The organism is Mesorhizobium sp. M0217 (genome assembly GCF_040321955.1).
Classification (GTDB): Bacteria; Pseudomonadota; Alphaproteobacteria; order Rhizobiales; family Rhizobiaceae; genus Mesorhizobium.
This window is the reverse complement of the sequence record NZ_JAMYSN010000012.1, coordinates 49,401-70,813: the sequence shown is the minus strand read 5'-3', so window position 1 is coordinate 70,813 and position 21,413 is coordinate 49,401. Positions and strand designations below refer to the sequence as shown.

Below are 21,413 nucleotides of genomic sequence, written 5' to 3'. Positions count from 1 at the left end.
CTTCCGATGGTCAGCGCTGCCCCTCATCCGGCCCTTCGGGCCGTTCGTCATTCGAAAAGCCAAGCAATTGGCTTTTCGCCCGCTGCGTGGACCATTCCTCACCTCCCCGTGAACGGGGAGAAGGAAGATCAGGCCGAAGCGCGCGCCTCAGCCAGCGCCTTCAGGTCGGCGGGCTTCAGTTCGACGGATTCGCCGCAGCCGCAGGCCGAACTCTGGTTCGGGTTGTGGAAGGTGAAGCCGGTGCGCAGCGTCGTCTGCTCGAAATCCATCTCGGTGCCGAACAGGAAAAGGGCAGCCTCGGGCGCGACATAGACATGCGCGCCGTCGCGTTCGATATGGTCGTCCTTGGTATTGGGCTCGGTCACCAGGTCGACCGTGTATTCCATGCCGGCGCAGCCGCCCTTCTTGATGCCGAGGCGAATGCCATGCGCATTGTCGCGCGTGGCGACGATCTCGCGCACCCGGTCGGCGGCCTTTTCGGTCATCGTGATGACGGCGAAGCGTCCCATTCTTTTTCCTCTTCCATTCCATGCAGGTTCAAGGCCTGCCGAATGATTCCTCACCTAAAATGGTGAAGTTTTACCACTGGTGCAAGTGCACCAACCTCAGTCAACCTAGTACCAGCCCACCGCCACCTGCGCCTCTTCCGACATGCGGTCGGGCGACCAGGGCGGGTCGAAGGTCATGTTGACCTCGACGCCGGAGACGCCTTCGACGGCGCCGACGGCGTTTTCCACCCAGCCGGGCATTTCGCCGGCCACCGGACAGCCGGGCGCGGTCAGCGTCATGTCGATCTTGACCGCGCGGTTGTCCTCGATGTCGATCTTGTAGATGAGGCCGAGCTCATAGATGTCGGCCGGTATTTCCGGGTCATAGACCGTCTTCAGCGCCGAGACGATGTCGTCGGTCAGCCGCGCCAGCTCGTCGGCGGGAATTGCCGAGGCGGAAACCACCGGATTGACGGCCGCTTCCGGCGCGGTGGTGTGGCTCGCATCATCCATGGTCGTCATCCAAAGAACCTGTCACCCGAAGAACTTGCGCGCTTTTTCCAGCGCATCGGCCAAAGCGTCGACTTCGGCCCTGGTATTATACATGCCGAACGATGCCCTGCATGTGGAGGTTACGCCAAAGCGTTTCAACAGCGGCTGGGCGCAATGGGTGCCCGCGCGGACGGCAACACCTTGCCTGTCTATCACCATCGACACGTCATGGGCATGAATGCCCTGCAATTCGAAGGAAATGATGGCGCCCTTGTCCGGCGCGTCGCCGAAGATGCGCAGCGAGTTGATGGCGCGCAGCCGCTCGTGCGCGTAGGTCTTGAGGTCGGCCTCGTGCGCGGCGATGCGCTCGCGGCCGATCTTTTCCATGTATTCCAATGCTGTACCCAGCCCGATCGCCTGGACGATCGGCGGCGTGCCGGCCTCGAAGCGGTGCGGCGGCTCGTTGTAGGTGACGACGTCTTCCGTCACTTCCTCGATCATCTCGCCGCCGCCCATGAAAGGGCGCATGGCCGAGAGAATATCCTTCTTGCCGTAAAGCACGCCGATGCCGGACGGCCCGTAAACCTTGTGACCGGTGAAGACGAAGAAGTCGCAATCCAGATCCTGCACGTCGATCGGCATGTGCACGGCGCTCTGGCTGCCGTCGACAAGTACGGGAATTCCACGCGAATGCGCGATGCGCACGATCTCCTTGATCGGGGTTACCGTGCCCAGCGCGTTCGACATATGCGTGATGGCGACGAGCTTGGTCTTGTCGGTCAGCCGCTTTTCGAATTCCTCGATGTGGAAGATGCCGAGATCGTCGACCGGCACCCAGACCAGCTTGGCGCCCTGCCGCTCCCGGATGAAATGCCACGGCACGATGTTGGAGTGGTGCTCCATGATCGACAGCACGATCTCGTCGCCCGCGCCGATATTGGGCATGCCATAGCCGTAAGCCACGGTGTTGATCGCCGCGGTCGTGTTCGAGGTGAAGACGATGTTGTCGGTGCTTGGCGCATTGAGGAAACGGCGCACCGTCTCGCGTGCCTTCTCATAAGCGTCGGTTGCGGCATTCGACAGGAAATGCAGGCCGCGATGCACGTTGGCGTATTCCTGGGAATAGGCGTGCTGGATCGTATCCAGCACCACCTGCGGCTTCTGCGCCGAGGCGCCATTGTCGAGATAGACCAGCGGTTTGCCGTAGACTTCGCGCGACAGGATCGGGAAGTCGCGGCGGATCGCCTCGACGTCGTATGGGGTTGTTTCGATCTTCTGGTCCATTACAAGCTCTCTTGAGGCACCGCCTCACTTCGTCACCCCTCACTCGACCGAGCTTCGCTCGGCCACCGCCCGGGGCGAGTCACTTGCCTCGCCCGTCCTTCGGACCCACAAGGGGAGAAGGGGAGGCGCTACCCATGCGCCACGAACCAGTCGTCCAGCCTTGTTTCCAGGGCCTCGACGATGGTTTCGTCGTCCAGTTCCTCGATCACTTCGGCGACGAACGCCTTGACCAGCAGGCCACGGGCGCTCTTCTCGTCGATGCCGCGAGCCATCAGGTAGAACAGATGGTTGTGGTCGATCTCGGTAACGGTCGCGCCGTGGCCGCAGATGACGTCGTCGGCGAAGATTTCCAGCTCCGGCTTGGTCGAGAACTCGCCATCGTCCGACAAAAGCAGCGTGTTGCAGGCCATCTTGGCGTTGGTCTTCTGCGCGTATTGGTGGACGTTGATGCGGCCCTGGAAGACGCCGCGCGCCTTGCCGGTCACGACATTGCGGATCACTTCCGTCGATGTCGTGTGCGGCACGGCATGGTCGAGCACCATTGTCACGTCGGTGTGGGTGTCGCCGGCCAGAAGGTTGATGCCGCGCAATTTGAAGTCGGCGCCTTCGCCCGTGGTCTTCACCACGATCTCCTGGCGCACAAGCTTGCCGCCGGCATTCATGAAGAACAGCGTCAGCTTCGAATTCTTGCCGAGATGCGCCTTGAACTGCGCCAGATGGGTGGCCGTTTCCGGCTGTTCCTGGATGATCAGCCAGGTCACCTCGGCGCCCTCGCCCAACACCAGCTGGCTGACGGAGCTGGCCAGAGCCGCGCCCTCGCCCGCCTGACGCTCGACGATCGCAGCCTTGGCGCCGGCGCCGACACGCACGGGAAAGCGCACATGGGTCTGTCCGCCGGCTTGCAGGTTCTGCAATTCGATCGGCTTCTCCAGTGCTGCGCCATCGGCGACGTCGACCAAATAGCCGTCGGCGACGAAAGCAGTGTTCAGCGCGCCGATGGCGTCATCGCTGCCATAGGGGTCGAGGCCGGGCGCAATCGAGCCGTCGGTCAGCTTTTCCGACAGGCGCTGGATCGTCACGCCCTCGATCGCGGGGAATTTCGCACTCGAGACGCCGTTCAGAACCGCCAGCACGGCGGAACCTTCGACGATGGGCGTTAGCGTTTTGGCGGCGGCCGTCGGATCGAATGCCGGCACCGCGGTCAACAGCCGGCGCAGGTCAGTGTAATGCCAGGATTCGATGCGCCGCGTCGGCAGCCCGTGCTTGATCGCCTCGATGGCGTCGTCGCGCTTCAGCATCACCGCACCGTCGCCCGGCAGCAGCGACAGCCGCTCGCCGAAAGCGTCGATCAACGCCGTTTCAGCCTGGGTGCGCTGGGGTGTCGAATGCATGTTCATAAGCTTGGCCCTGTCTTTTGGTACAAAATGACCTGGCATCTCACGCGGCTTCGCCGATCACGCCGGCATAGCCATTGGCTTCGAGATCGAGCGCCAGCGACTTGTCGCCGGACTTGATCACCTGGCCCTTGTATAGGACGTGCACGCTATCGGGCACGATGTGCTCGAGCAGGCGCTGGTAGTGAGTGATGACGATGATGGCGCGGTCGGGCGAGCGCAGCGCGTTGACGCCGTCCGAGACGATCTTCAGCGCATCGATATCGAGGCCGGAATCGGTCTCGTCGAGCACGCAAAGTTTCGGCTCCAGCAGCTTCATCTGCAGGATCTCGGCCCGCTTCTTCTCGCCGCCGGAGAAGCCGACATTGAGCGGCCGCTTCAGCATCGCCATGTCCATCGAGAGCGAGGCTGCCGCCTCCTTCACCCGCTTCAGGAATTCCGGAATTTTCAGCGGTTCCTCGCCGCGCGCCTTGCGCTGCTCGTTCATCGCCACTTTCAGGAATTCCATGGTCGCGACCCCAGGTATCTCCATCGGATACTGGAAGGCGAGAAAAATGCCCGCGGTGGCGCGCTCGGCCGGATCCATTTCGAGGATCGACTGGCCGTTATAGAGGATGTCGCCTTCGGTGACCTCATAATCCTCGCGGCCGGCGAGGATGTAGGACAGCGTCGATTTGCCCGAGCCGTTCGGCCCCATGATGGCGGCGACCTCGCCGGCTTTCACCGTCAGGTTCAGGCCGCGGATGATCTCGGTGCCGTCATCGACGATGCGGGCATGCAGATTCTTGATCTCAAGCATTTTTTCTTTCCTGGATATATATTGTCCGGTCAGCCGACCGAGCCCTCGAGGCTGATGCCGATAAGCTTCTGCGCTTCGACCGCGAACTCCATCGGCAGCTGCTGGATGACATCCTTGACGAAGCCGTTGACGATCAGCGCGATCGCCTCTTCCTCGGGAATGCCGCGCTGCATGACGTAGAATTTCTGGTCCTCGGAAATCTTCGACGTCGTCGCTTCGTGCTCGAACTGCGCCGTCGAATTCTTGGCTTCCATGTAGGGCACGGTGTGGGCGCCGCACTGGTCGCCGATCAGGAGACTATCGCAATTGGTGAAGTTGCGGGCGTTGGTCGCCTTGCGATGCGCCGAGACCTGGCCGCGATAGGTGTTCTGCGAGAAGCCGGCGGCAATGCCCTTGGAGATGATGCGGCTCGACGTGTTCTTGCCGAGATGGATCATCTTGGTGCCGCTATCGACCTGCTGGTAGCCGTTCGACACGGCGATCGAATAGAACTCGCCGGAGGAATCGTCGCCGCGCAGGATGCAGCTCGGATATTTCCAGGTGATCGCCGAACCGGTCTCGACCTGTGTCCACGAGATCTTCGAACGGTGGCCGCGGCAGTCGCCGCGCTTGGTGACGAAATTGTAGATGCCGCCCTTGCCCTCGGCATCGCCGGGGTACCAGTTCTGCACCGTCGAATATTTGATCTCGGCATCGTCGAGCGCCACCAGTTCGACGACGGCGGCATGCAGCTGGTTCTCGTCGCGCTGCGGCGCCGTGCAGCCTTCGAGATAGGAGACGTAAGCCCCCTCCTCGGCGATGATCAGCGTGCGCTCGAACTGGCCGGTGTTCTTCTCGTTCATGCGGAAATAGGTCGACAGCTCCATCGGGCAGCGCACGCCCTTGGGCACGAAGACGAACGAGCCGTCGGTGAAGACAGCCGAATTCAGCGTGGCGTAGAAATTGTCGGAGGTCGGCACGACCGAGCCGAGATATTTCTGGACCAGCTCCGGATGCTCGCGGATGGCCTCCGAGATCGAGCAGAAGATGACGCCGGCCTGCGCCAGCTCCTTCTTGAACGTGGTGACGACGGAAACGGAATCGAACACCGCGTCGACCGCGACACGGCCCGATTTGTAGACGTTGTCGCTGGGCTCCTCGAGATCGGAGACGTCGGTCTTCTGCACGCCGGCGAGGATTTCTTGTTCCCGCAGCGGAATGCCGAGCTTCTCGTAGACCTTCAACAGCTCGGGATCGACGTCGCTCAGCGAGGTCGGGCCGGGCGTGCTCTTGGGCGCCGCGTAGTAATAGAGGTCCTGAAAATCGATCTTCGGATAATGGACGCGCGCCCAGGTCGGCTCTTCCAGCGTCAGCCAGCGCCGATATGCTTCCAGACGCCATTCCAGCATCCAGGACGGTTCATCCTTCTTGGCCGAGATGAAGCGAATAATGTCTTCGCTCAGGCCCTTGGGGGCCTTGTCCATCGCGATCTCTGTCTGGAATCCGTATTTGTACTGGTCGACGTCGATCTTTCGGACCCGATCGATCGTGTCCTGCACAGCAGGCATAAGCGTTCTCCATCCACGCCGGGGTCAAGGCCCGACAGTTTTCAAACTATGGCATCGCCAGGGCTGCCCATGAGGCGCAGAAGGCGGCGTAAGTTTCATATAGTGCGTCTCGGCCGGGAATTCACCTGGCCACTTGCAAACGCACGGCTCTACCAGGCCGCGAGGGCCTGAATTCTTTGTCGCCGCCTCAGGCGGCTTGTTCCCTGCCCGCCCGGCGCTGGGCAATACCAGCCAGCGCAGCACGGAACAGTTCGATATCCCCGGCACTCGTTGCGTGGCCGATGGACACGCGCAAAGCGCCGAGGCTGTCGCCGTAACCCATGGCTTTCAGCACATGGCTCGGCCCGACCTTGCCCGACGAACAGGCCGATCCCGCCGACAGCGCCACGCCAGCCAGATCGAACGCGATCTGCGCCGTCTCGGCCTTGATGCCGGGAATAGCGAAGAATGTCGTATTGGCAAGCCTTGGCGCGCCGGTTCCGAAGATTTCTGCGTCCGGCACCAGCGTTTTGAGTGTTTTCTCGACCTCGCCGCGGCGTTGCGCGATCGCTTCGACGTCTTTCAGTCCAGCCAAAGCCTGCCGCGCCGCGGCGCCAAAGCCGGCGATGGCCGCCAGGTTTTCGGTGCCGCCGCGATGGCCCTTTTCCTGGCCGCCGCCATTGATCAGCGGCTTCGGCATCATCAGATCGGCTGCCGCAACGACGGCGCCGACACCCTTGGGGCCGCCGATCTTGTGCGAAGACAGAATCAAATAGTCGGCGTAAGCCGCTGACATATCGATTGGAACACGGCCCGCAGCCTGCACCGCGTCGACCACCAGAATGCCGCCCGCCGCCTTGACGATCGCGGCGATGGCTTCAATGGGCTGGATGACGCCGGTCTCGTTGTTGGCCGCATGGATCGCGACCAACGGCAGGCCTTCGGCCTTGTGATGCGCGGCCAGAGCGGCTGTCAGATGAGCGAGCACAGCGATACCATCGGCGTCGACGCCGATCCGCGAAACCTGTGTTGCCGGGAAGCGGCCGCCGTTCAACAGGCAAGGGTGGTCGGCCTCGCACACATAGAGCCGGCTCATGCGCACCGTGCCACGGCCCATCTGCCAATCCGGCGTCAGCAGCGTCGATGCGGCTTCCGTCGCGCCCGAGGTGAAGACGACATGCTCGGCCTTGGCGCCGACAAGTGCTGCCACATCACGCCGGGCAGTGTCGATCAGGCGCCGCGCCGCGCGCCCCTCGGCATGCACCGACGACGGATTGGCGACGAGATCGAGCGCGGCAATCATCGCCTCGCGCGCCTCGGCAATGAGCGGCGCGCTGGCATTGTAGTCGAGATAGGCGCGTGCTGCGGCCATTTTCACCCAATCGATCCCGTCAAGACCCTTTCCGCAAGGATAGCGCGTTATTTCCTTGAAATTGCAAGGCAAGACGTCCTATTTACGCGGCTTGCGGCGAGGATGGCCGGGCCGTCACGGCTGGCTATCCAGTTTTGAACAATTCTAAACTAGCTTCTAAGAAGACGCTTGCCCTGCGTCAAGGCCCGGAAGGGCTGGGGCTAGAGTAAAGAGTTGTTCCGGGCGCCGCGCATTCGTATGCCATTTGGAGTAGTTCATGCCTGAGGTCATTTTCACCGGTCCGGCCGGCCGCCTGGAGGGCCGCTACCAGCCTTCCAAGGAGAAGAGCGCGCCGATTGCCATCGTGTTGCATCCGCATCCGCAATTCGGCGGCACGATGAACAACAAGATCGTCTATGACCTCTTCTACATGTTCCAGAAGCGCGATTTCACCACGCTTCGCTTCAACTTCCGCGGCATCGGCCGCAGCCAGGGCGAATTCGACCACGGCACCGGCGAATTGTCGGATGCCGCCGCAGCGCTCGACTGGGTGCAGTCGCTGCATCCGGATTCCAAGAGCTGCTGGGTGGCCGGTTATTCCTTCGGCTCCTGGATCGGCATGCAGCTTCTGATGCGCCGGCCCGAGATCGAGGGCTTCATCTCGATCGCGCCGCAGCCCAACACCTATGATTTCTCGTTCCTGGCGCCCTGCCCGTCATCGGGTCTGATCATCCATGGCGATGCCGACAAGGTGGCGCCGCCCAAGGATGTGCAGGGCCTGGTCGACAAGCTGCACACGCAAAAGGGCATCACCATCACGCAGAAGACCTTGCCAGGCGCCAACCACTTCTTCGCCAACGACGCCGATCTGCTGCTCGAGGAATGCGCCGACTATCTCGACCGACGGCTGGCCGGCGAATTGTCCGATCCGCGGCCGAAGCGGCTGCGCTAAGAGCAATTCCAGGAAAAGTGTAAACGGGTTTTCCGTCCGGAATTGCGTCAAAACAAAAACTCCCGGTCCGATGCCGTCACAGTCGTGCCCATCATGGGCGCGACAATGCCATTTCGGCTGATCCAAACGGTGAAGCCAGCCTGACATGTGGCGCGGCTCGGCTGAACGGTGCACAATGCCGGTTCAGCCAGCGCAAGAAGGCATGACCGATCATGTACCAGCCTCCCCATTTCCAGGAAACGCGGCCGGACGTCCTGCACGGGCTGATCCGGACGCATCCGCTGGGGTTGCTGATCTCCAACGGCGCCGATGGCCCGGTCGCCAATGCCATTCCCTTCCTGCTTGATGCCGAGGTTGGGCCGAATGGCCGGCTGCGCGCCCATCTGGCCAGGGCCAACCCGCAATGGCGTCAGCTGGCCGACAATCCGACATCGCCGGTGCTGGTCGTCTTCCAGGGCGCCGACGCCTACGTGACGCCGTCCTGGTACGAGACCAAGCGCGAGACCGGCAAGGTCGTGCCGACCTGGAACTACGCCATTGTCCAGGTGCGAGGAACGGTCAGAGTGATCGAGGATTCCGCCTGGATCGCACAGCAGATCACCGAGCTGACGCTGTCACAGGAAGGCGCCCGCGAGGCACCCTGGGCGGTGACCGATGCGCCGCCGACCTTCATCCAGTCGCAGATCAAGGGCATCATCGGGCTTGAGATCGAGATCGCCGAAATCAGCGGCAAGTGGAAAGTCAGCCAGAACCGGCCCGTCGCCGACCGCGTCGGTGTCGCCGAAGGGCTGGAGAAGGAAGCCGCCGGCGCGCCTGACATGGCTCGGCTGGTGCGGAGCTGGGGTGGCATCGACAGCTAGCTGGGGTGGTCTTAGATGGTTCCAAAGGCGTCAGCAATTCAGTTGCTTGCCGGCGCTGCTCCAATGCGGAAATTCGTCTGTCTCGGCGCATCGTTTTGGTTTGGTTTGCGAGCCCGACGGAATAGGCGGAACGTAGTTTTTGCCACCGGCAACCCCGACGCCGTGTAGCGGAAGATACATCCCAGCCGGCCAAGCACCATCGCGCAAACGATGGCAACAGCACAGCCAAGGCCGAAGCCGGCGACAGTGTCGCTCGGATAGTGCGCGCCGATAAAGATCCGGGTCGATGCGACCGACAAGGTTGCAGCCAGCAGCACCCATCTGCGCTGGGGCAACAACAGCAGTGCAATGCCGAAAATGACGCCCATGGTCGTGGCATGGCCGGACGGGAAGCTGGCAAAGCGCGCCTCCAAGGAAAAAGGATGCAGCGACAGATCGCCGAGCTTGTCGAAATTCATCGGCCTGGCTCTGCCCACGCCATATTTCAGCACGTTGACGACCATGGCCGAGAGTGCGATCGAACCCAGCACCATGAAAGCAAAGCAGGTCCAGTTGTAGAAGGTCATCCGCGCGCGCCGGGAAAGGCTGCGCCAATCCGTCAGATTCGCGGCAATCAGCACCAGTACCGACGGGACAAGATACCAGCCGCCTAGGCCGAAGAAGGTAAAAAACTCGGCGATGCGGAAGACATTGGTCGAGCCTAAAGCCCACTGCCTCGCCATGGTGCCCGCAAGATGGTCGAAACGGAGCGACACCGCGACCGTCAGCAAAAGCCAGGCCACAACCCAGACCGACCACAGGATTTTCGGGTAGCGCGCCGGGCGCGTCGCCAGGCGATGCCGTACAATCCCGAAAGTGTCGCGGAAATTAGCGACAGACTGCCGGAGCATGGCAGGCAAAGCGGCACGCGCCGGCGATGGCGACTTCATCAACATGCGGAGCTCGGCGCGATCATTGAAGAGCTATCAGTTCGCCACACGGTACAGGCCGAGCGACAATTTATCACCTGACGAATAGTTGATGCCGTCGATTTCAGCGACGCGGCTGGCCTTCTTGCCTTGCCCTGCCAGCAGGTCATCCAGCCGTTTTTCATCGCCGACCGGCGCCAGGCCCAAAGCGCAGGCCGGATCGCCAAGCAGATGTTGCGCAACCCCATCGACATCGGTCAGTACCGTCTTTGTGCCCACCAGAAATACCAGGCTCGGTTCGTGATATTGCGCGGAGGCGAGCACGCTCATCTCACAGGGACGATCGGCGCGAACCGCAGCCTCGATTTCCCGGCTCATCCAAATCGGTTTCAGTGACGGCACGATGACACCGAACAGCAGGGCGTAGGTTATACCGGCGCAAACCGCAGCCCCGCCGATGCGGACCAGCGGCACCAGCTTCTGGCGCGAAACAGCGAGGTAGCCGGCGCCCAATGCTGCCGCGGCGGCCGGAACGCTCCACCATAAAAATGTCTTCATGAGATAGATCGGCGCACCGACGCAAAGCACGGCGAGACCGACTGTCACCAGAACGGTGCCGAATGCGGTCGCCCACCACAGCCATGTCTGCCAGCGCCTGAGCGGCGCATTTGCCTCTTGCGGTGTCAGCGTCAAAAGCCAGCCGATGAGCAGGGCCATGCCGGGATAGGCCGGCAGCACATAATGCGGCAGTTTCGTCGGGATCAATTCGAAGACCAGCCAGAACGGAATGTACCAGGCGAGGCAGAAACGCAGGCGCGGATCGTCGCGCAATCGGTTGAGCGCCTGCAGTCCGGCGCCGAGCGCCACAAGGCCGAACGGCCACATGAACAGGCAATAGGTCAGCACGTAGAAGCCCGGCGGAACGCCGTGCGACTCCTCGCCTTGCGCGACCTTGCCGAGCATATCCTTGCCGACGGCCTGCTGCAGGAAGGCGCCGTTGCTCTTCCAGGTGATAAGGGCGAGCCAGGGCAGCACGATCAACAGCACCAGAATCAGCCCACGCCCGGCTTTCAGCCTCGCCAGCCAGCGCCAGTCGCGCTCGAAGGCAACCAGCGTGAGCACCGTCAGCGCCGACAGCAGCGGTGCAATCGGCCCCTTGATGAGGATCGCCGCGCCCTGCGCAGCCCAGAAAATCCACGGCAGATGGCCGGCGACCGGCTCGTTGCGGCGCGATGCCAGATAAATCTGCGCCAGCGCGCCTTGCGCCAGAACGCAGCAGGCAAGCAGCATCGCGTCGGTCTTGGCGTCGCGGCCTTCGAAGGCGGTGGCGAAAATCGCCGCCATGACCAGGCCGGCGGCAAGACCGGCATTGGCGCCGAACAGATTGGCCCCGGTCCAGGCGATTGCGACGACGGCGATGGCGATGCCCAGCGCCGAGACCAGCCGGTAAATCCAGATCGGCGCCTGTGCCCCCTGGCCGCTCAGCGTCACCGCCGCCGATTGCAGCCAGTAGATGCCGATCGGCTTTTGGTAACGCGACGCGTCCTGGAAGCGGATGTCGACATAGTCGCCGGTCTCCGTCATCTGCTTGGTCGCCTGGACGAAGCGCGGCTCGTCGCGGTCGAGCGGCGGCATAGAGGCCAGTCCCGACGCCGTCATCATCAGGCTGAACAGGAAGAGAAAGATGTAGTTCCTGCTCATTTCGACACCGGACAGACTGGTCAACACCGGACAGACTGGATTTGGCGGGACTGGTGGCTCAGTCGACCTTGGTCATCGCCGCCTTGCGCTCATTGGCGATGAGCCATAAATTTCTGACATAGATCACCATGCCCATGGCCTGGCCGGCGATGAACACCGGATCCTCACGCTGGATGGCGTAGACCAGCAGCAGCCCGCCGCCGAACAGCGAGAAGAACCAGAAAGCGATCGGCACGACGCTGCGCTTGGCCTTTTCCGAAGCGATCCACTGTACCAGGAAGCGCATGGTGAAGAAGAACTGGGCAACGAAGCCGAGCAGAACCCAGGCGTCGAACTGCTTGACGAAAACCTGGTGCAGCCAGGTCGCCAATTCCTGAAACACGTTAGCCATGCGTGATTTCCTCTACCTTTGGCATTCTGCGGCGCCGGCGCCGAAGCCACCAGACGCCGGCGAGATCGAGCGCGCCCTGCAGGCCGCGATCGAAGATGCCGTAATTCGACTTGCCGTGGCGGCGGGAGCGGTCGACGACGTCGCAATGGACGACGCGGTAGCCTTCCTGGATGACAAGCGCCGGAACGAAACGATGCGTACCGTCGAAAAACGGCAGTTTGCGCAAGATATCGGTGTGGATCGCCTTCAGGCCGCAGCCGGTGTCGCGGGTGTCGTCATGCAGGATCGCGCCGCGCAGCCAGTTGGCGAAACGCGATGCCAATTGCTTGATCTTGCTGTCGCGGCGCTTCAACCGCTGCCCCTGCGCGGCGCCGAAATCGGGCCCTGCCCGACGCAGCGCATCGACCAGCACGGGGATATATTGCGGGTCGTTCTGGCCGTCGCCGTCGATGGTGGCGACGATCGAGCCGCGCGCCGCCCAAGCGCCCGAGCGCACCGAAAGCGACTGGCCGGCGGATTTTTCGTGCCGAAGCTGCCGAAGCGGAAACGGACGTGTGGCGGCTTCAGCGGCAAGCACCGAAGCGGTGTCGTCAGTCGAACCGTCATTGACGACGATGATTTCGAAGTCGCGCCCGGTCATCGCCGCCTCGATCTCGTCGATCAGCAGCGGCAGGTTCGCCGCCTCGTTGCGGCAGGGAATGACGATGGATATCAATGCGTCCGGCATATCGCGTCGGGCTCTGTCACAAGATATGGCATTCGGTGGATGCCGTGCGGTGCCGTTCCAGCGGATCGAACCCGTTGGCGCGGCGCCTCATTACGCCAGCCGACAGGATGAAGCAAGCATGCGCGGCAGTGCAGAATAGGCTCTCCATGCCGGCGCAAAATCGGAAACCACTTTTGCTTGACGCGCTTGGATGCTAAACGCCCGCGTTCAGGCCATGCCGGGCCGTTCGGACCCGGCGCTTTCAGGAAGAAACAATGCCCGCCTTCAAGTCCGATTTCCTGCGCGTCATGAGCGAGCGCGGCTTCATCCACCAGATTTCGGATGAGACCGGGCTGGATCAACTTTTCGCGAAGGAAACCGTGACCGCCTATGTCGGCTACGACGCCACGGCGACCAGCCTGCACATCGGCAATCTGATATCGGCGACCATGCTCTACTGGATGCAGGAGACCGGCCACCGGCCGATCGCACTGATGGGCGGCGGCACCTCGATGATCGGCGACCCGTCCTTCCGTGACGACCAGCGCAGCCTTTTGACGCCCGAGGCGATCGCCACCAACATCGAGGGCATCAAGCGAATTTTTGGCCGCATCCTGCGCTTCGGCGACACTGGCAACGACGCCATCATGGTCAACAATGCCGACTGGCTGATGAAGCTCAACTATGTCGAGTTCCTGCGCGATGTCGGCCGCCACTTTTCGGTCAACCGGATGCTGACCTTCGACAGCGTCAGGCTGCGGCTCGAGCGCGAACAGTCGCTGTCCTTCCTCGAATTCAACTACATGATCCTGCAAGGCTATGATTTCGTCGAGCTCAGCCGCCGCCACGACTGCCGGCTGCAGATGGGCGGTTCGGACCAGTGGGGCAACATCATCAACGGCGTCGATCTCGGCCACCGCATGGGCACGCCGCAGCTTTATGCGCTGACCACGCCGCTGCTGACGACATCGTCGGGCGCCAAGATGGGCAAATCGGCCAAGGGCGCGGTGTGGCTGAACGGCGACCTCTTCTCGCCCTATGATTTCTGGCAATACTGGCGCAACACCGAGGATGCCGACGTCGAGCGCTTCCTGAAGATCTTCACCCGGCTGCCGCTTTCGGAGATCGCGCGGTTGGCCGCCCTTGGCGGCTCGGAGATCAACGAGGCCAAGAAGGTGCTGGCCACAGAAACCACGGCCATCGTGCACGGCCGCGAGGCGGCGCTCGCGGCCGAGGAAACCGCGCGCAAGACGTTCGAGGAAGGCGTGACGGCCGAAACCCTGCCGAGCGTCGAGGTGGATGGCGCAGCGCTGGAAGCTGGCATCGGCATCCTGTCGCTGCTGGTCACCGCGGGCCTTGCCGGGTCGAACGGCGAGGCGCGCCGGCATATCCAGGGCGGCGCCGTGCGCCTCAACGACCAGCCGGTGGCGGACGACCGGCGGATGGTGACGCCTCAGGATTTGAGTCCGGAAAACGTCGCAAAGCTTTCAGTGGGCAAGAAAAAGCACGTGCTTGTGCGGCCTGCCTGAGCCGTCTTCTGGGATCCTCAGCGATACTCGAAGATCGACCGGAAAATGCCCGGCGCGATTACCGATAGCGGGTTGATGTCCAGCACCGGCTTGTTGGCGTTGCCCTTAAGCCGGTAGGTGACGCCGATCAGGCCTCGGTCGCGGCCGTTGCCGAGCAGAACGCCGACCAACGGCAACTCGCCGAAGATGCGGTTGAGGCCATAGGCCGGCATGAAGGTTCCGGTCATGTCCATATTGTTGTTCTGGTCGTAGAGCGTGCCTTGGAAGGTGGTGCCGATGCGCGGGCCGCGCAGCACGCCATTCGCCAATTTCAAATAGCCCGACCCCTTGTCGATCTCGGTAAAGCCGCGCTCGAACTTTACCCGCGATGTGTCGATCTTGCCCTTGACCGCTTCGTTCAGGCTGCGGCTGTCGCCGGCTGGCGTAGTCGATACGATGGACGCAAGCTTCGGTTCATTGACGATGAAGAAGTTGCTCGAATCGACCTGTCCCCGCATCGGGCCGTCGGCTGCGCCGCTGAGCGCCAGCGTGATCGATCCGCCTTCCATATGCTCGTAGATGTTGAGGAAGCGCAATATGGCGCCTGCGTCGGCCGACTTCATGGTGAGCGCGCGAGCACCATTGCCTGCCGTATTGCTGATGGTGATGGCGGCGCCGGAACTTGCCGCGGCGCTGACCTTGAGCCTGTTCACCCTGGAGCCGGCGGCACTGTAGTCGAGCTTCAAATTGGACAGGACCTCGTCATGGAACCCGCTTAGCGAATTGACGTCGGCGCTAACCGAAACCGCGTCCGTGCCGGTGGTTTTGGTGGCGGTATCGACATCGGAGGTGAACTGCTTGATCAGCGAGCGGGCATCGAGCGCGTTGCCGCTGACATCGACTGCGAAGCCCTTGCCCGACCGCTTCACCGTCACGGCGACATCGTCGCCCCGGTTCAAGGCGACTTTGCTGAAGCGGGCCGAAGACAGCGCGCCCTTGACCAGGACGACATCGCCTTCGACCGAAAAGCTCTTTCCGTCGAGGTCGAAGTCAGACAGCGTCGTGGTATCGCCGGACTTGCTCATGGTAAAAGTGGCATTGGCGGCAATGCCCGGCCCCTTGCTCCAGCCTGCCCAGGGAATGTCCAGCCTGGCGCTCGTCAGGTCAACGTCGACGTTCTGGCTGCCGCCTTCGCCGCTCTTGTCGATTGCCACCTTGATGGTGCCGGAAATCAGCGGCGACAGGCCAGGCATGGCGATGGCGCGCGTCTTGTCGTCGAGCACAAGCGCCACCTTGCGGCTGCGCGGCGGCCCGCCATCCCTGAGCGGCTCAACCAGATCGAGCTCGGCTGGAATGCCGTTCAGCCGCGCCTTGGCAGAGATCACCGCCTTGTCAGGCCCGACTTCGATCGATCCGTCGGCATCGGTCACCATCTGGCCTTCGAACGGCTTGGCGAGCGACAGGTCCTTGTAGTCGAGCGATACCAGCCAATCGAGCTTCGACGTGTCGACGCCGGATTGCAACGGAATGTCGGCCTTGACGTGGCCGGTCACCGTGCCCGACAGGTCGTCCGGCAAGATGCCGACATGGCGCATGGCGTTGATCGGTTCGTAGGAGGCAAGTTCGGCGATGGCCGGCGCCTCACCGGCGACGTCGATGTCGAGCGCGCCGATCACCGGCGGGTGGTTTGCCGCCTTTACCGACAGTGTGCCATTGCTTGCCGCCACGGTGCGGCCGCTCGGCATATAGACGCTGCCCGACGACAGCGCGACGTCGACGTCGTTGCCGTGGAAGGAAACGACGCCGACGGCATCGCGTATCGGCGGGATGCGGCCGGCGGTGTCGAAACGCGAGCCCTCGACCTGGAAGCGGCCGAACACCTCGTCGGCCGAAAGCGGCACGCCGTTGCCGAGACGCCCCGGCACGACCTGGAACTGCAGGCTGGCATCGACGACGCGGCCGCCAAACAGGTTCTGCAGCACCCACAGCCGCGCGTTCTTGGCCGAGAACCAGGGCCACAATTGCTTGACGTGCGAGACCGCCATGTCGTGGACGTTGAGCGACACCGAGATACCCGGCGGTCCGTTGTCGATGAAGGAAACCGCAGCGGTTCCCAGCACTTCGCTCCCCGATCCCGACCTGATGCCGATCTGGTCGGCGACAAGCTTGCGGCTCTTGATCTGATAGACGCCGGCGATGCGGGCGAAGAAATTCAGCGCCGGCTCGGGCGATTCCGAAGGCGCCAGCGTCGAGCCGTCGCTGGTCAGGTCGTAACGATAGGAAGGCTCCTCGCCGGCCGCGCCGGTCGACGGCTTTGGCCCGATCGAGCCGGCGAAATTGAACGCCGAGCGCCCGGTCTTTAGAACCAGCCTGCCGACATCGATCTTGTTGGAGCCGGAGACAAGGGCGGCGTCGACATCGACATCGGCCGGCAACAGCCCGCGTGTGCCGAGGTCGAGCACCGAGCCGGTTAGCGACAGCGAGCCCGTCAGCCGCGAATCGGTCTCGCCCGAGCCTTCGGATCCCGTGAGCTTCAAAGCCATAGCGCCGGTTCGCCCGCCGGCCGCTGGCGTGGTCTCCGCGACATCCGCCATGTCGATGGCGGCGTTCAAGGCGGTGACGCGCATCGAGCTCGTATCGCGGGTGGCGGTGGCCGTGACGGTGAGCGCGCGGCCATCGACATCCGCCTCGGACGAGAACTCCATGCTGCCGGGGCCTGACTGCAGCACCGTCGCGTTGGCGATCGTTACCAGCTTGACCGATCCGGCCTCGGGCAGCTCGAACGCGACATTTCTAAGATCGATGCGGCGCATCGAATCCTCGCGCACGGCATCGAGTGCACGATTGACGTCACTGAAGACGGCGGCGGCCAGTTTTTCCGGATCGATGAGACCGTCTTGATTGCGCAGGCGCGCTGTCCAGTCACCACCCGACGGCATTGCCGCGGTGACGATATGGGCGTCGGAAATCCTGGCGCTGGTCAGCCGAACCTCGCCCGAAAGCAGCGGGATCAACCGGATGCCGAAGCGGACGCGCCCGGCATCGGCCATCGGCTTGCCGTCGGCCGTCTCGACGCTGACATCCTTGACCTGCAGCGCAATGAAGCTCGATCCGTCAAGTGTCAGGCTGGCAGGACCGACGGCGACTTTGACGTCGAAACCGGCCAGTTTCTCGATCGCCGTTTCGGCTTCCAACCGCAGCCGTTCGCTGCCGATGCCGGTGGCGCCGATGACGTAGACGGCGGCCGCTGCCAGCAGCACAAGGGCTCCAATGCCGGCAAACAGCCGGGCAAGGATGCGAAAGCCGCGGCCGATCCGTGCCTTGCCGAGCGGCGGCACGCGGCAAGCGGACGGGAAAGCCCCCAGGTCGGTGATCTCGTCACGCCTGAACCGGATTTTCTCGTGCTGCGGTTCTTCCTGATCCACGCAATTTTCCGTTGTGCGAATTCGATCGTGGACGAATCCCCGCCCGACACTATAACGACGCAGGCTAGAGCATGATGCCGAAAAGTGTGAGGCGGTTTTCTCGGACAAACGGTTTCCGTTTGTCCAGACATCATGCTCTATCTCTTTGATTTATGGCCGCGTAACCTCAAACAAGGGCATCGATATGGCTGATCTCGACATTGGCGACGTTGCGCCGCAATTCGATCTTCCGCGCGACGGCGGCGGCTCACTCAGCCTTGCCTCGATGCGGGGGAAGCCTGTTGTACTTTATTTCTATCCGCAGGACGACACCACAAGTTGTACCAATGAGGCGATCAGCTTTTCGCAGCTGAAGCCGGAGTTCGAAAAGGCCGGCGCCGTGGTGATCGGCCTGTCGCCGGACAGCGTGAAGAAGCACGACAAGTTCAAAACGAAATACGATCTCACCGTCGACCTGGTTGCCGACGAGGAGCGCAAGGTGATCGAGGCCTACAATCTATGGGTCGAGAAGACGATGTATGGCCGCAACTATATGGGCGTCGAGCGGGCGACGTTCCTGATCGGCAAGGACGGGCGGATCGCCGGGATCTGGCGCAAGGTCCGGGTGAAAGGCCATGCCGAAGCAGTGCTGGAGGCGGTCCGCGCGCTCTGAGGCGCCACCGATCTGGCCAACGCCGCGCAGTGCATTGGGGCATAAGACATATGCGGGTGGCTGACACCGTTGGCCACTAGCGCGCCCGCGAACGGCAAAACTTTGTTAACCCTAATAATGTGTAATCGGGCTTCGTTGGTGTCGTAACGAAAGCTTGGTCCCGTGAACCTAACCGGTCAGTCAGCGGTCTTCGGCAGGCGCAAGGAGCCGCATACGGTCATCATTGCGCGGGGCAATGAAATACGGCATTTCACCATCCGGCCGTGGCTCGTCGCCTTTCTCGGCTCGGCACTGGCGGCGATCGCCATCGGCTATCTCTTGGCGACCTCCTATCTCGTACTGCGCGACGATCTGATCGGCGCCACCACGGCCCGGCAGGCGCGCATGCAGCAGGCCTATGAAGATCGCATTTCCGCATTGCGCGCGCAGGTCGACCGCATCACCAGCCGCCAGCTTCTCGACCAAAAACTGATGGAAACCAAGGTCAGCGAATTGATCGAGCGGCAGAGCCAGCTCAGCCAGCGCCATGGCCGCCTCGGCCCGATTCTCGAGCGGGCCGAAAACGAAGTCGGGACGCCGCCAACCGCTGATGCCGCAGCGACAACAAAACCCGACGAACATGCCGAACTGACTGGCGGCGAGCCACTCGCCTATTCGGTCGCCAGCCTTGGTTCGGGCGACACCAGGCCATTCTCGCTGTGGTCGACACGTTCCGATCCGCTGCCCAGCGAAACGGCTGCGGACCGCGCCGACAAATTGTTCGTCTCGATCAATGATTCACTGAAGGCTATCGAGAGCCAGCAACTCACCCGAATCGAAACCCTGGCCGACAACGCCTACAAGAACGCCGATGCCATCAGCCAGGCGCTGGAAGCGGCCGGTCTGCCGGTCGACAGCGATTTCGGCAAAAACGAAAGCGATGTCGGCGGACCGCTGATCCCGCTTGACAGCTCGATGATGTTCGACAGCAAGGTCAAGGAACTGGACGAGGCGCTGGATACGCTCGACCAGTTGAAGAAAGAGGCGCGGCGGCTGCCGCTCGCCAACCCGGCGCCGGGCCACTCCGTCACCAGCCCGTTCGGCGTGCGCACTGACCCCATCCTCGGCACCGCTGCCCTGCACTCGGGCATGGATTTCCGCGCGCCGGTCGGCATGGCAGCCAAGGTCACGGCGGCCGGAATCGTTACCAAGGCCGGCTGGAACGGCGGCTATGGCCGCATGGTCGAGGTCGATCACGGCAACGGCTTTGCCACGCGCTACGGCCATCTGAGCGAGATCGACGTTGCCGTCGGCCAAAAACTCGCGGCCGGCGACATCATCGGCAAGACTGGCAGCAGCGGCCGCTCGACCGGCCCGCACCTGCACTACGAGGTCCGCCACAATGGCGAAGCCATCGACCCGCTGCTCTTCCTGACCGTCGGCAAGAAGGTCGAACAGTATTTGTAAGGTCAAGCCAGGCTGGTTGCTGCCCAACTTCGCCGCGCCCTGCCCGCTGGGCCGCAGGCATGCATCACCTTATCGCCACATTGCGATTGACGGCCTCCCGGAGCCGACAATATCGACGGCCAGGCCGTAGCGGGCGACGTCGCGGATGTCTGATATCCCCTGCCCGGCCAGCATCGGCCTGAGATAAGCTCCCGTCCCAATCTTGCGGTTCGATAATTCGGGATGGCGGTGCAGATGACGGCGGATCTCGACCATCCGATCGAGAATTCCGGCATCGATGCGGGGGCGCGGCACCGCCCGGTGCTGCCGACCGGTCAGGATTTGACATGGATGTCTCGCGGGAATTTGGTCAGCGTCTCATGGCCGGTCTCGGTCACCAGAATGGTCTCGCTGATCTCGATGCCCCAGCCATCCATCCACATGCCAAGAATGGAGTGCAGGACGTTGCCGGGTTGCAGCGCGGTCTTGTCGCCGGGCCGCAGGCTGATCGTGTGCTCGCCCCAATCCGGGGGATAAGCGACGCCGATGGAGTAGCCGATGCGCGATTCCTTCTTCAGCCCGTAGCGCTGGATAACCTTGCGCCATGCGGCCTCGACCGCTTCGGCTGTGGTCCCCGGCCTGACCGCGTCGAGCACCGCATCCATGCCTTCGATCACCGCCTTTGCGGTGTCGGAGACACGGGCCGGCGTCTTGCCGAGCTGCATCGTTCGGGCGAGGCCTGCGGCATATCGGCGGCAAACGCCGGCGAGTTCGAGCGCGATCGTCTCGTCCTTGCCGAACCTCCGGTCGCTCCACATGATGTGCGGAGCCGATGCATTCTCGCCGCCGAGGATCGTCGGCGGGAGTGCCGTGATGTCGCCGGCGAAGTCTGGACTGCCGGCAATCTGCGCCGCCTGGATCGCGGCAATCGCATCGCATTCGCGCACGCCTGGCGCGATGACTTCGAAGGCCCGCGCGACAGCTGCTTCAGCCAAGGTCGACGCCTTGCGCAGGTAGGCGATTTCCGGCGCGGATTTCACGGCGCGGATCCAGTTCACCAGGAGATCGGCGTCGTGCCATTTCGCATTGGGCAGGCCGGCGACCAGCCGGGCATGCGCCTTCGGCGAGAAATAATAGGCTTCGAGCTCGACGCCGATATGTCTCGCGCCCCAGCCCTTGGCGACGATGCAGGCCGCTATCCAGTCCATCGGATGGCGATCAGCGCGCTGCACGTGGTCCTCGGGGAAGCCGACCACATTCTCCGGCTTCATCCAGGCCGTCAGCAAGCCGCCTGCCGCATCCATGGCGCGGCCGATCCAGACCGGCTCGGCCTCGTTTTCGATCGGGACAAGCACGACCTGCGGCGTGTAGAACGACCAGCCGTCATAGCCGGTGATGTAATGCTGGTTGGCGACATCGTTGACGACCAGCAGTTCCAGCCGACGCGCCGCCATCTCGGCGCGGATCTTCTTGAGCCGCCGCTGGTACTCATCGCGCGCAAAAGGAAATTCGATCATCGGTTTTCCTGCTGGATCACTGGTCGGGCGAGCC

The 21,413-nt window shown here is 62.8% G+C and carries 19 protein-coding genes; 5 read left to right on the top strand and 14 right to left on the bottom strand.

Going from position 1 to position 21,413, the window contains the following annotated elements; translation table 11 throughout:
- Positions 1-128: 128 nt before the first annotated feature.
- The 7 genes from sufA to NKJ18_RS19540 all read right to left on the bottom strand — a co-directional run bounded on the left by sufA (position 129) and on the right by NKJ18_RS19540 (position 7,355).
- On the bottom strand, positions 129-509 hold the full coding sequence (sufA, locus tag NKJ18_RS19570; RefSeq protein WP_013532156.1) for a Fe-S cluster assembly scaffold SufA: 381 nt from the start codon (positions 507-509) through the stop codon (positions 129-131).
- Between the two features lie 105 nt (positions 510-614).
- Positions 615-1,001 carry an SUF system Fe-S cluster assembly protein gene (locus NKJ18_RS19565; RefSeq protein ID WP_023684865.1) on the bottom strand — a complete coding sequence of 129 codons (387 nt, stop codon included), beginning with the start codon at positions 999-1,001 and terminating at the stop codon, positions 615-617.
- A 21-nt stretch (positions 1,002-1,022) separates the two neighbouring features.
- The gene (locus NKJ18_RS19560) at positions 1,023-2,264 is read right to left on the bottom strand and encodes a cysteine desulfurase (protein ID WP_352759275.1); all 1,242 of its coding nucleotides are present in this window, start codon (positions 2,262-2,264) and stop codon (positions 1,023-1,025) included.
- A 128-nt stretch (positions 2,265-2,392) separates the two neighbouring features.
- Positions 2,393-3,661, bottom strand: a complete 1,269-nt coding sequence (sufD, locus tag NKJ18_RS19555; protein WP_023734520.1) for a Fe-S cluster assembly protein SufD — start codon at positions 3,659-3,661, stop codon at positions 2,393-2,395.
- 40 nt (positions 3,662-3,701) lie between these two features.
- The gene (gene sufC, locus NKJ18_RS19550) at positions 3,702-4,457 is read right to left on the bottom strand and encodes a Fe-S cluster assembly ATPase SufC (protein ID WP_023734519.1); all 756 of its coding nucleotides are present in this window, start codon (positions 4,455-4,457) and stop codon (positions 3,702-3,704) included.
- 29 nt (positions 4,458-4,486) lie between these two features.
- Positions 4,487-6,004 (bottom strand): Fe-S cluster assembly protein SufB, encoded by a 1,518-nt coding sequence (gene sufB, locus NKJ18_RS19545; RefSeq protein ID WP_023706434.1) that lies wholly within the window; start codon positions 6,002-6,004, stop codon positions 4,487-4,489.
- Between the two features lie 187 nt (positions 6,005-6,191).
- Positions 6,192-7,355, bottom strand: a complete 1,164-nt coding sequence (locus tag NKJ18_RS19540) for a cysteine desulfurase family protein (protein WP_352759270.1) — start codon at positions 7,353-7,355, stop codon at positions 6,192-6,194.
- A gap of 256 nt (positions 7,356-7,611) precedes the next feature.
- Here NKJ18_RS19540 and NKJ18_RS19535 point away from each other — a divergent pair, with 256 nt between their 5' ends.
- Together NKJ18_RS19535 and NKJ18_RS19530 are read left to right on the top strand one after the other, a co-directional pair.
- Positions 7,612-8,286, top strand: a complete 675-nt coding sequence (locus tag NKJ18_RS19535; RefSeq protein ID WP_023669128.1) for an alpha/beta hydrolase — start codon at positions 7,612-7,614, stop codon at positions 8,284-8,286.
- Positions 8,287-8,498: 212 nt separating this feature from the next.
- The gene (locus NKJ18_RS19530; protein ID WP_023697554.1) at positions 8,499-9,146 is read left to right on the top strand and encodes an FMN-binding negative transcriptional regulator; all 648 of its coding nucleotides are present in this window, start codon (positions 8,499-8,501) and stop codon (positions 9,144-9,146) included.
- A 38-nt stretch (positions 9,147-9,184) separates the two neighbouring features.
- Here the strand turns inward: NKJ18_RS19530 and NKJ18_RS19525 are convergent, their stop codons facing one another.
- The 4 genes from NKJ18_RS19525 to NKJ18_RS19510 all read right to left on the bottom strand — a co-directional run bounded on the left by NKJ18_RS19525 (position 9,185) and on the right by NKJ18_RS19510 (position 12,873).
- Complete coding sequence (locus NKJ18_RS19525) at positions 9,185-9,916, bottom strand: phosphatase PAP2 family protein (protein WP_352518850.1); 732 nt, start codon at positions 9,914-9,916, stop codon at positions 9,185-9,187.
- A gap of 195 nt (positions 9,917-10,111) precedes the next feature.
- Positions 10,112-11,755, bottom strand: coding sequence for an ArnT family glycosyltransferase (locus tag NKJ18_RS19520; protein ID WP_352518851.1), 1,644 nt, complete (start codon positions 11,753-11,755; stop codon positions 10,112-10,114).
- 58 nt (positions 11,756-11,813) lie between these two features.
- Positions 11,814-12,146: a lipid-A-disaccharide synthase N-terminal domain-containing protein gene (locus NKJ18_RS19515; RefSeq protein ID WP_023669132.1), complete on the bottom strand. Its 333-nt coding sequence runs from the start codon at positions 12,144-12,146 to the stop codon at positions 11,814-11,816.
- A complete protein-coding gene (locus tag NKJ18_RS19510) occupies positions 12,139-12,873 on the bottom strand; it encodes a glycosyltransferase family 2 protein (protein ID WP_023669133.1) in 735 nt (244 codons plus the stop codon). The genes NKJ18_RS19515 and NKJ18_RS19510 overlap by 8 nt, the downstream gene beginning before the upstream one ends.
- Before the next feature lie 254 nt (positions 12,874-13,127).
- Between NKJ18_RS19510 and tyrS the strand changes: the two genes are divergently transcribed.
- Positions 13,128-14,381 (top strand): tyrosine--tRNA ligase, encoded by a 1,254-nt coding sequence (gene tyrS, locus NKJ18_RS19505; protein WP_023669134.1) that lies wholly within the window; start codon positions 13,128-13,130, stop codon positions 14,379-14,381.
- 17 nt (positions 14,382-14,398) lie between these two features.
- Here tyrS and NKJ18_RS19500 read toward each other — a convergent pair whose 3' ends face one another.
- Positions 14,399-17,785, bottom strand: coding sequence for a YhdP family protein (locus tag NKJ18_RS19500; RefSeq protein ID WP_352759266.1), 3,387 nt, complete (start codon positions 17,783-17,785; stop codon positions 14,399-14,401).
- Positions 17,786-17,969: 184 nt separating this feature from the next.
- Between NKJ18_RS19500 and NKJ18_RS19495 the strand changes: the two genes are divergently transcribed.
- Together NKJ18_RS19495 and NKJ18_RS19490 are read left to right on the top strand one after the other, a co-directional pair.
- Positions 17,970-18,437 carry a peroxiredoxin gene (locus tag NKJ18_RS19495; protein ID WP_023684851.1) on the top strand — a complete coding sequence of 156 codons (468 nt, stop codon included), beginning with the start codon at positions 17,970-17,972 and terminating at the stop codon, positions 18,435-18,437.
- 162 nt (positions 18,438-18,599) lie between these two features.
- Positions 18,600-19,883, top strand: a complete 1,284-nt coding sequence (locus NKJ18_RS19490; protein ID WP_352759262.1) for a M23 family metallopeptidase — start codon at positions 18,600-18,602, stop codon at positions 19,881-19,883.
- Between the two features lie 69 nt (positions 19,884-19,952).
- On the opposite strand, the gene NKJ18_RS19485 is transcribed toward NKJ18_RS19490, so the two are convergent.
- Both NKJ18_RS19485 and NKJ18_RS19480 read right to left on the bottom strand, forming a co-directional pair.
- Entirely contained in the window at positions 19,953-20,138 is a 186-nt protein-coding gene (locus NKJ18_RS19485) for a hypothetical protein (RefSeq protein ID WP_031251405.1), read from the bottom strand.
- Positions 20,139-20,197: 59 nt separating this feature from the next.
- The gene (locus NKJ18_RS19480) at positions 20,198-21,379 is read right to left on the bottom strand and encodes a M24 family metallopeptidase (RefSeq protein WP_352759261.1); all 1,182 of its coding nucleotides are present in this window, start codon (positions 21,377-21,379) and stop codon (positions 20,198-20,200) included.
- Positions 21,380-21,413 lie beyond the last annotated feature (34 nt).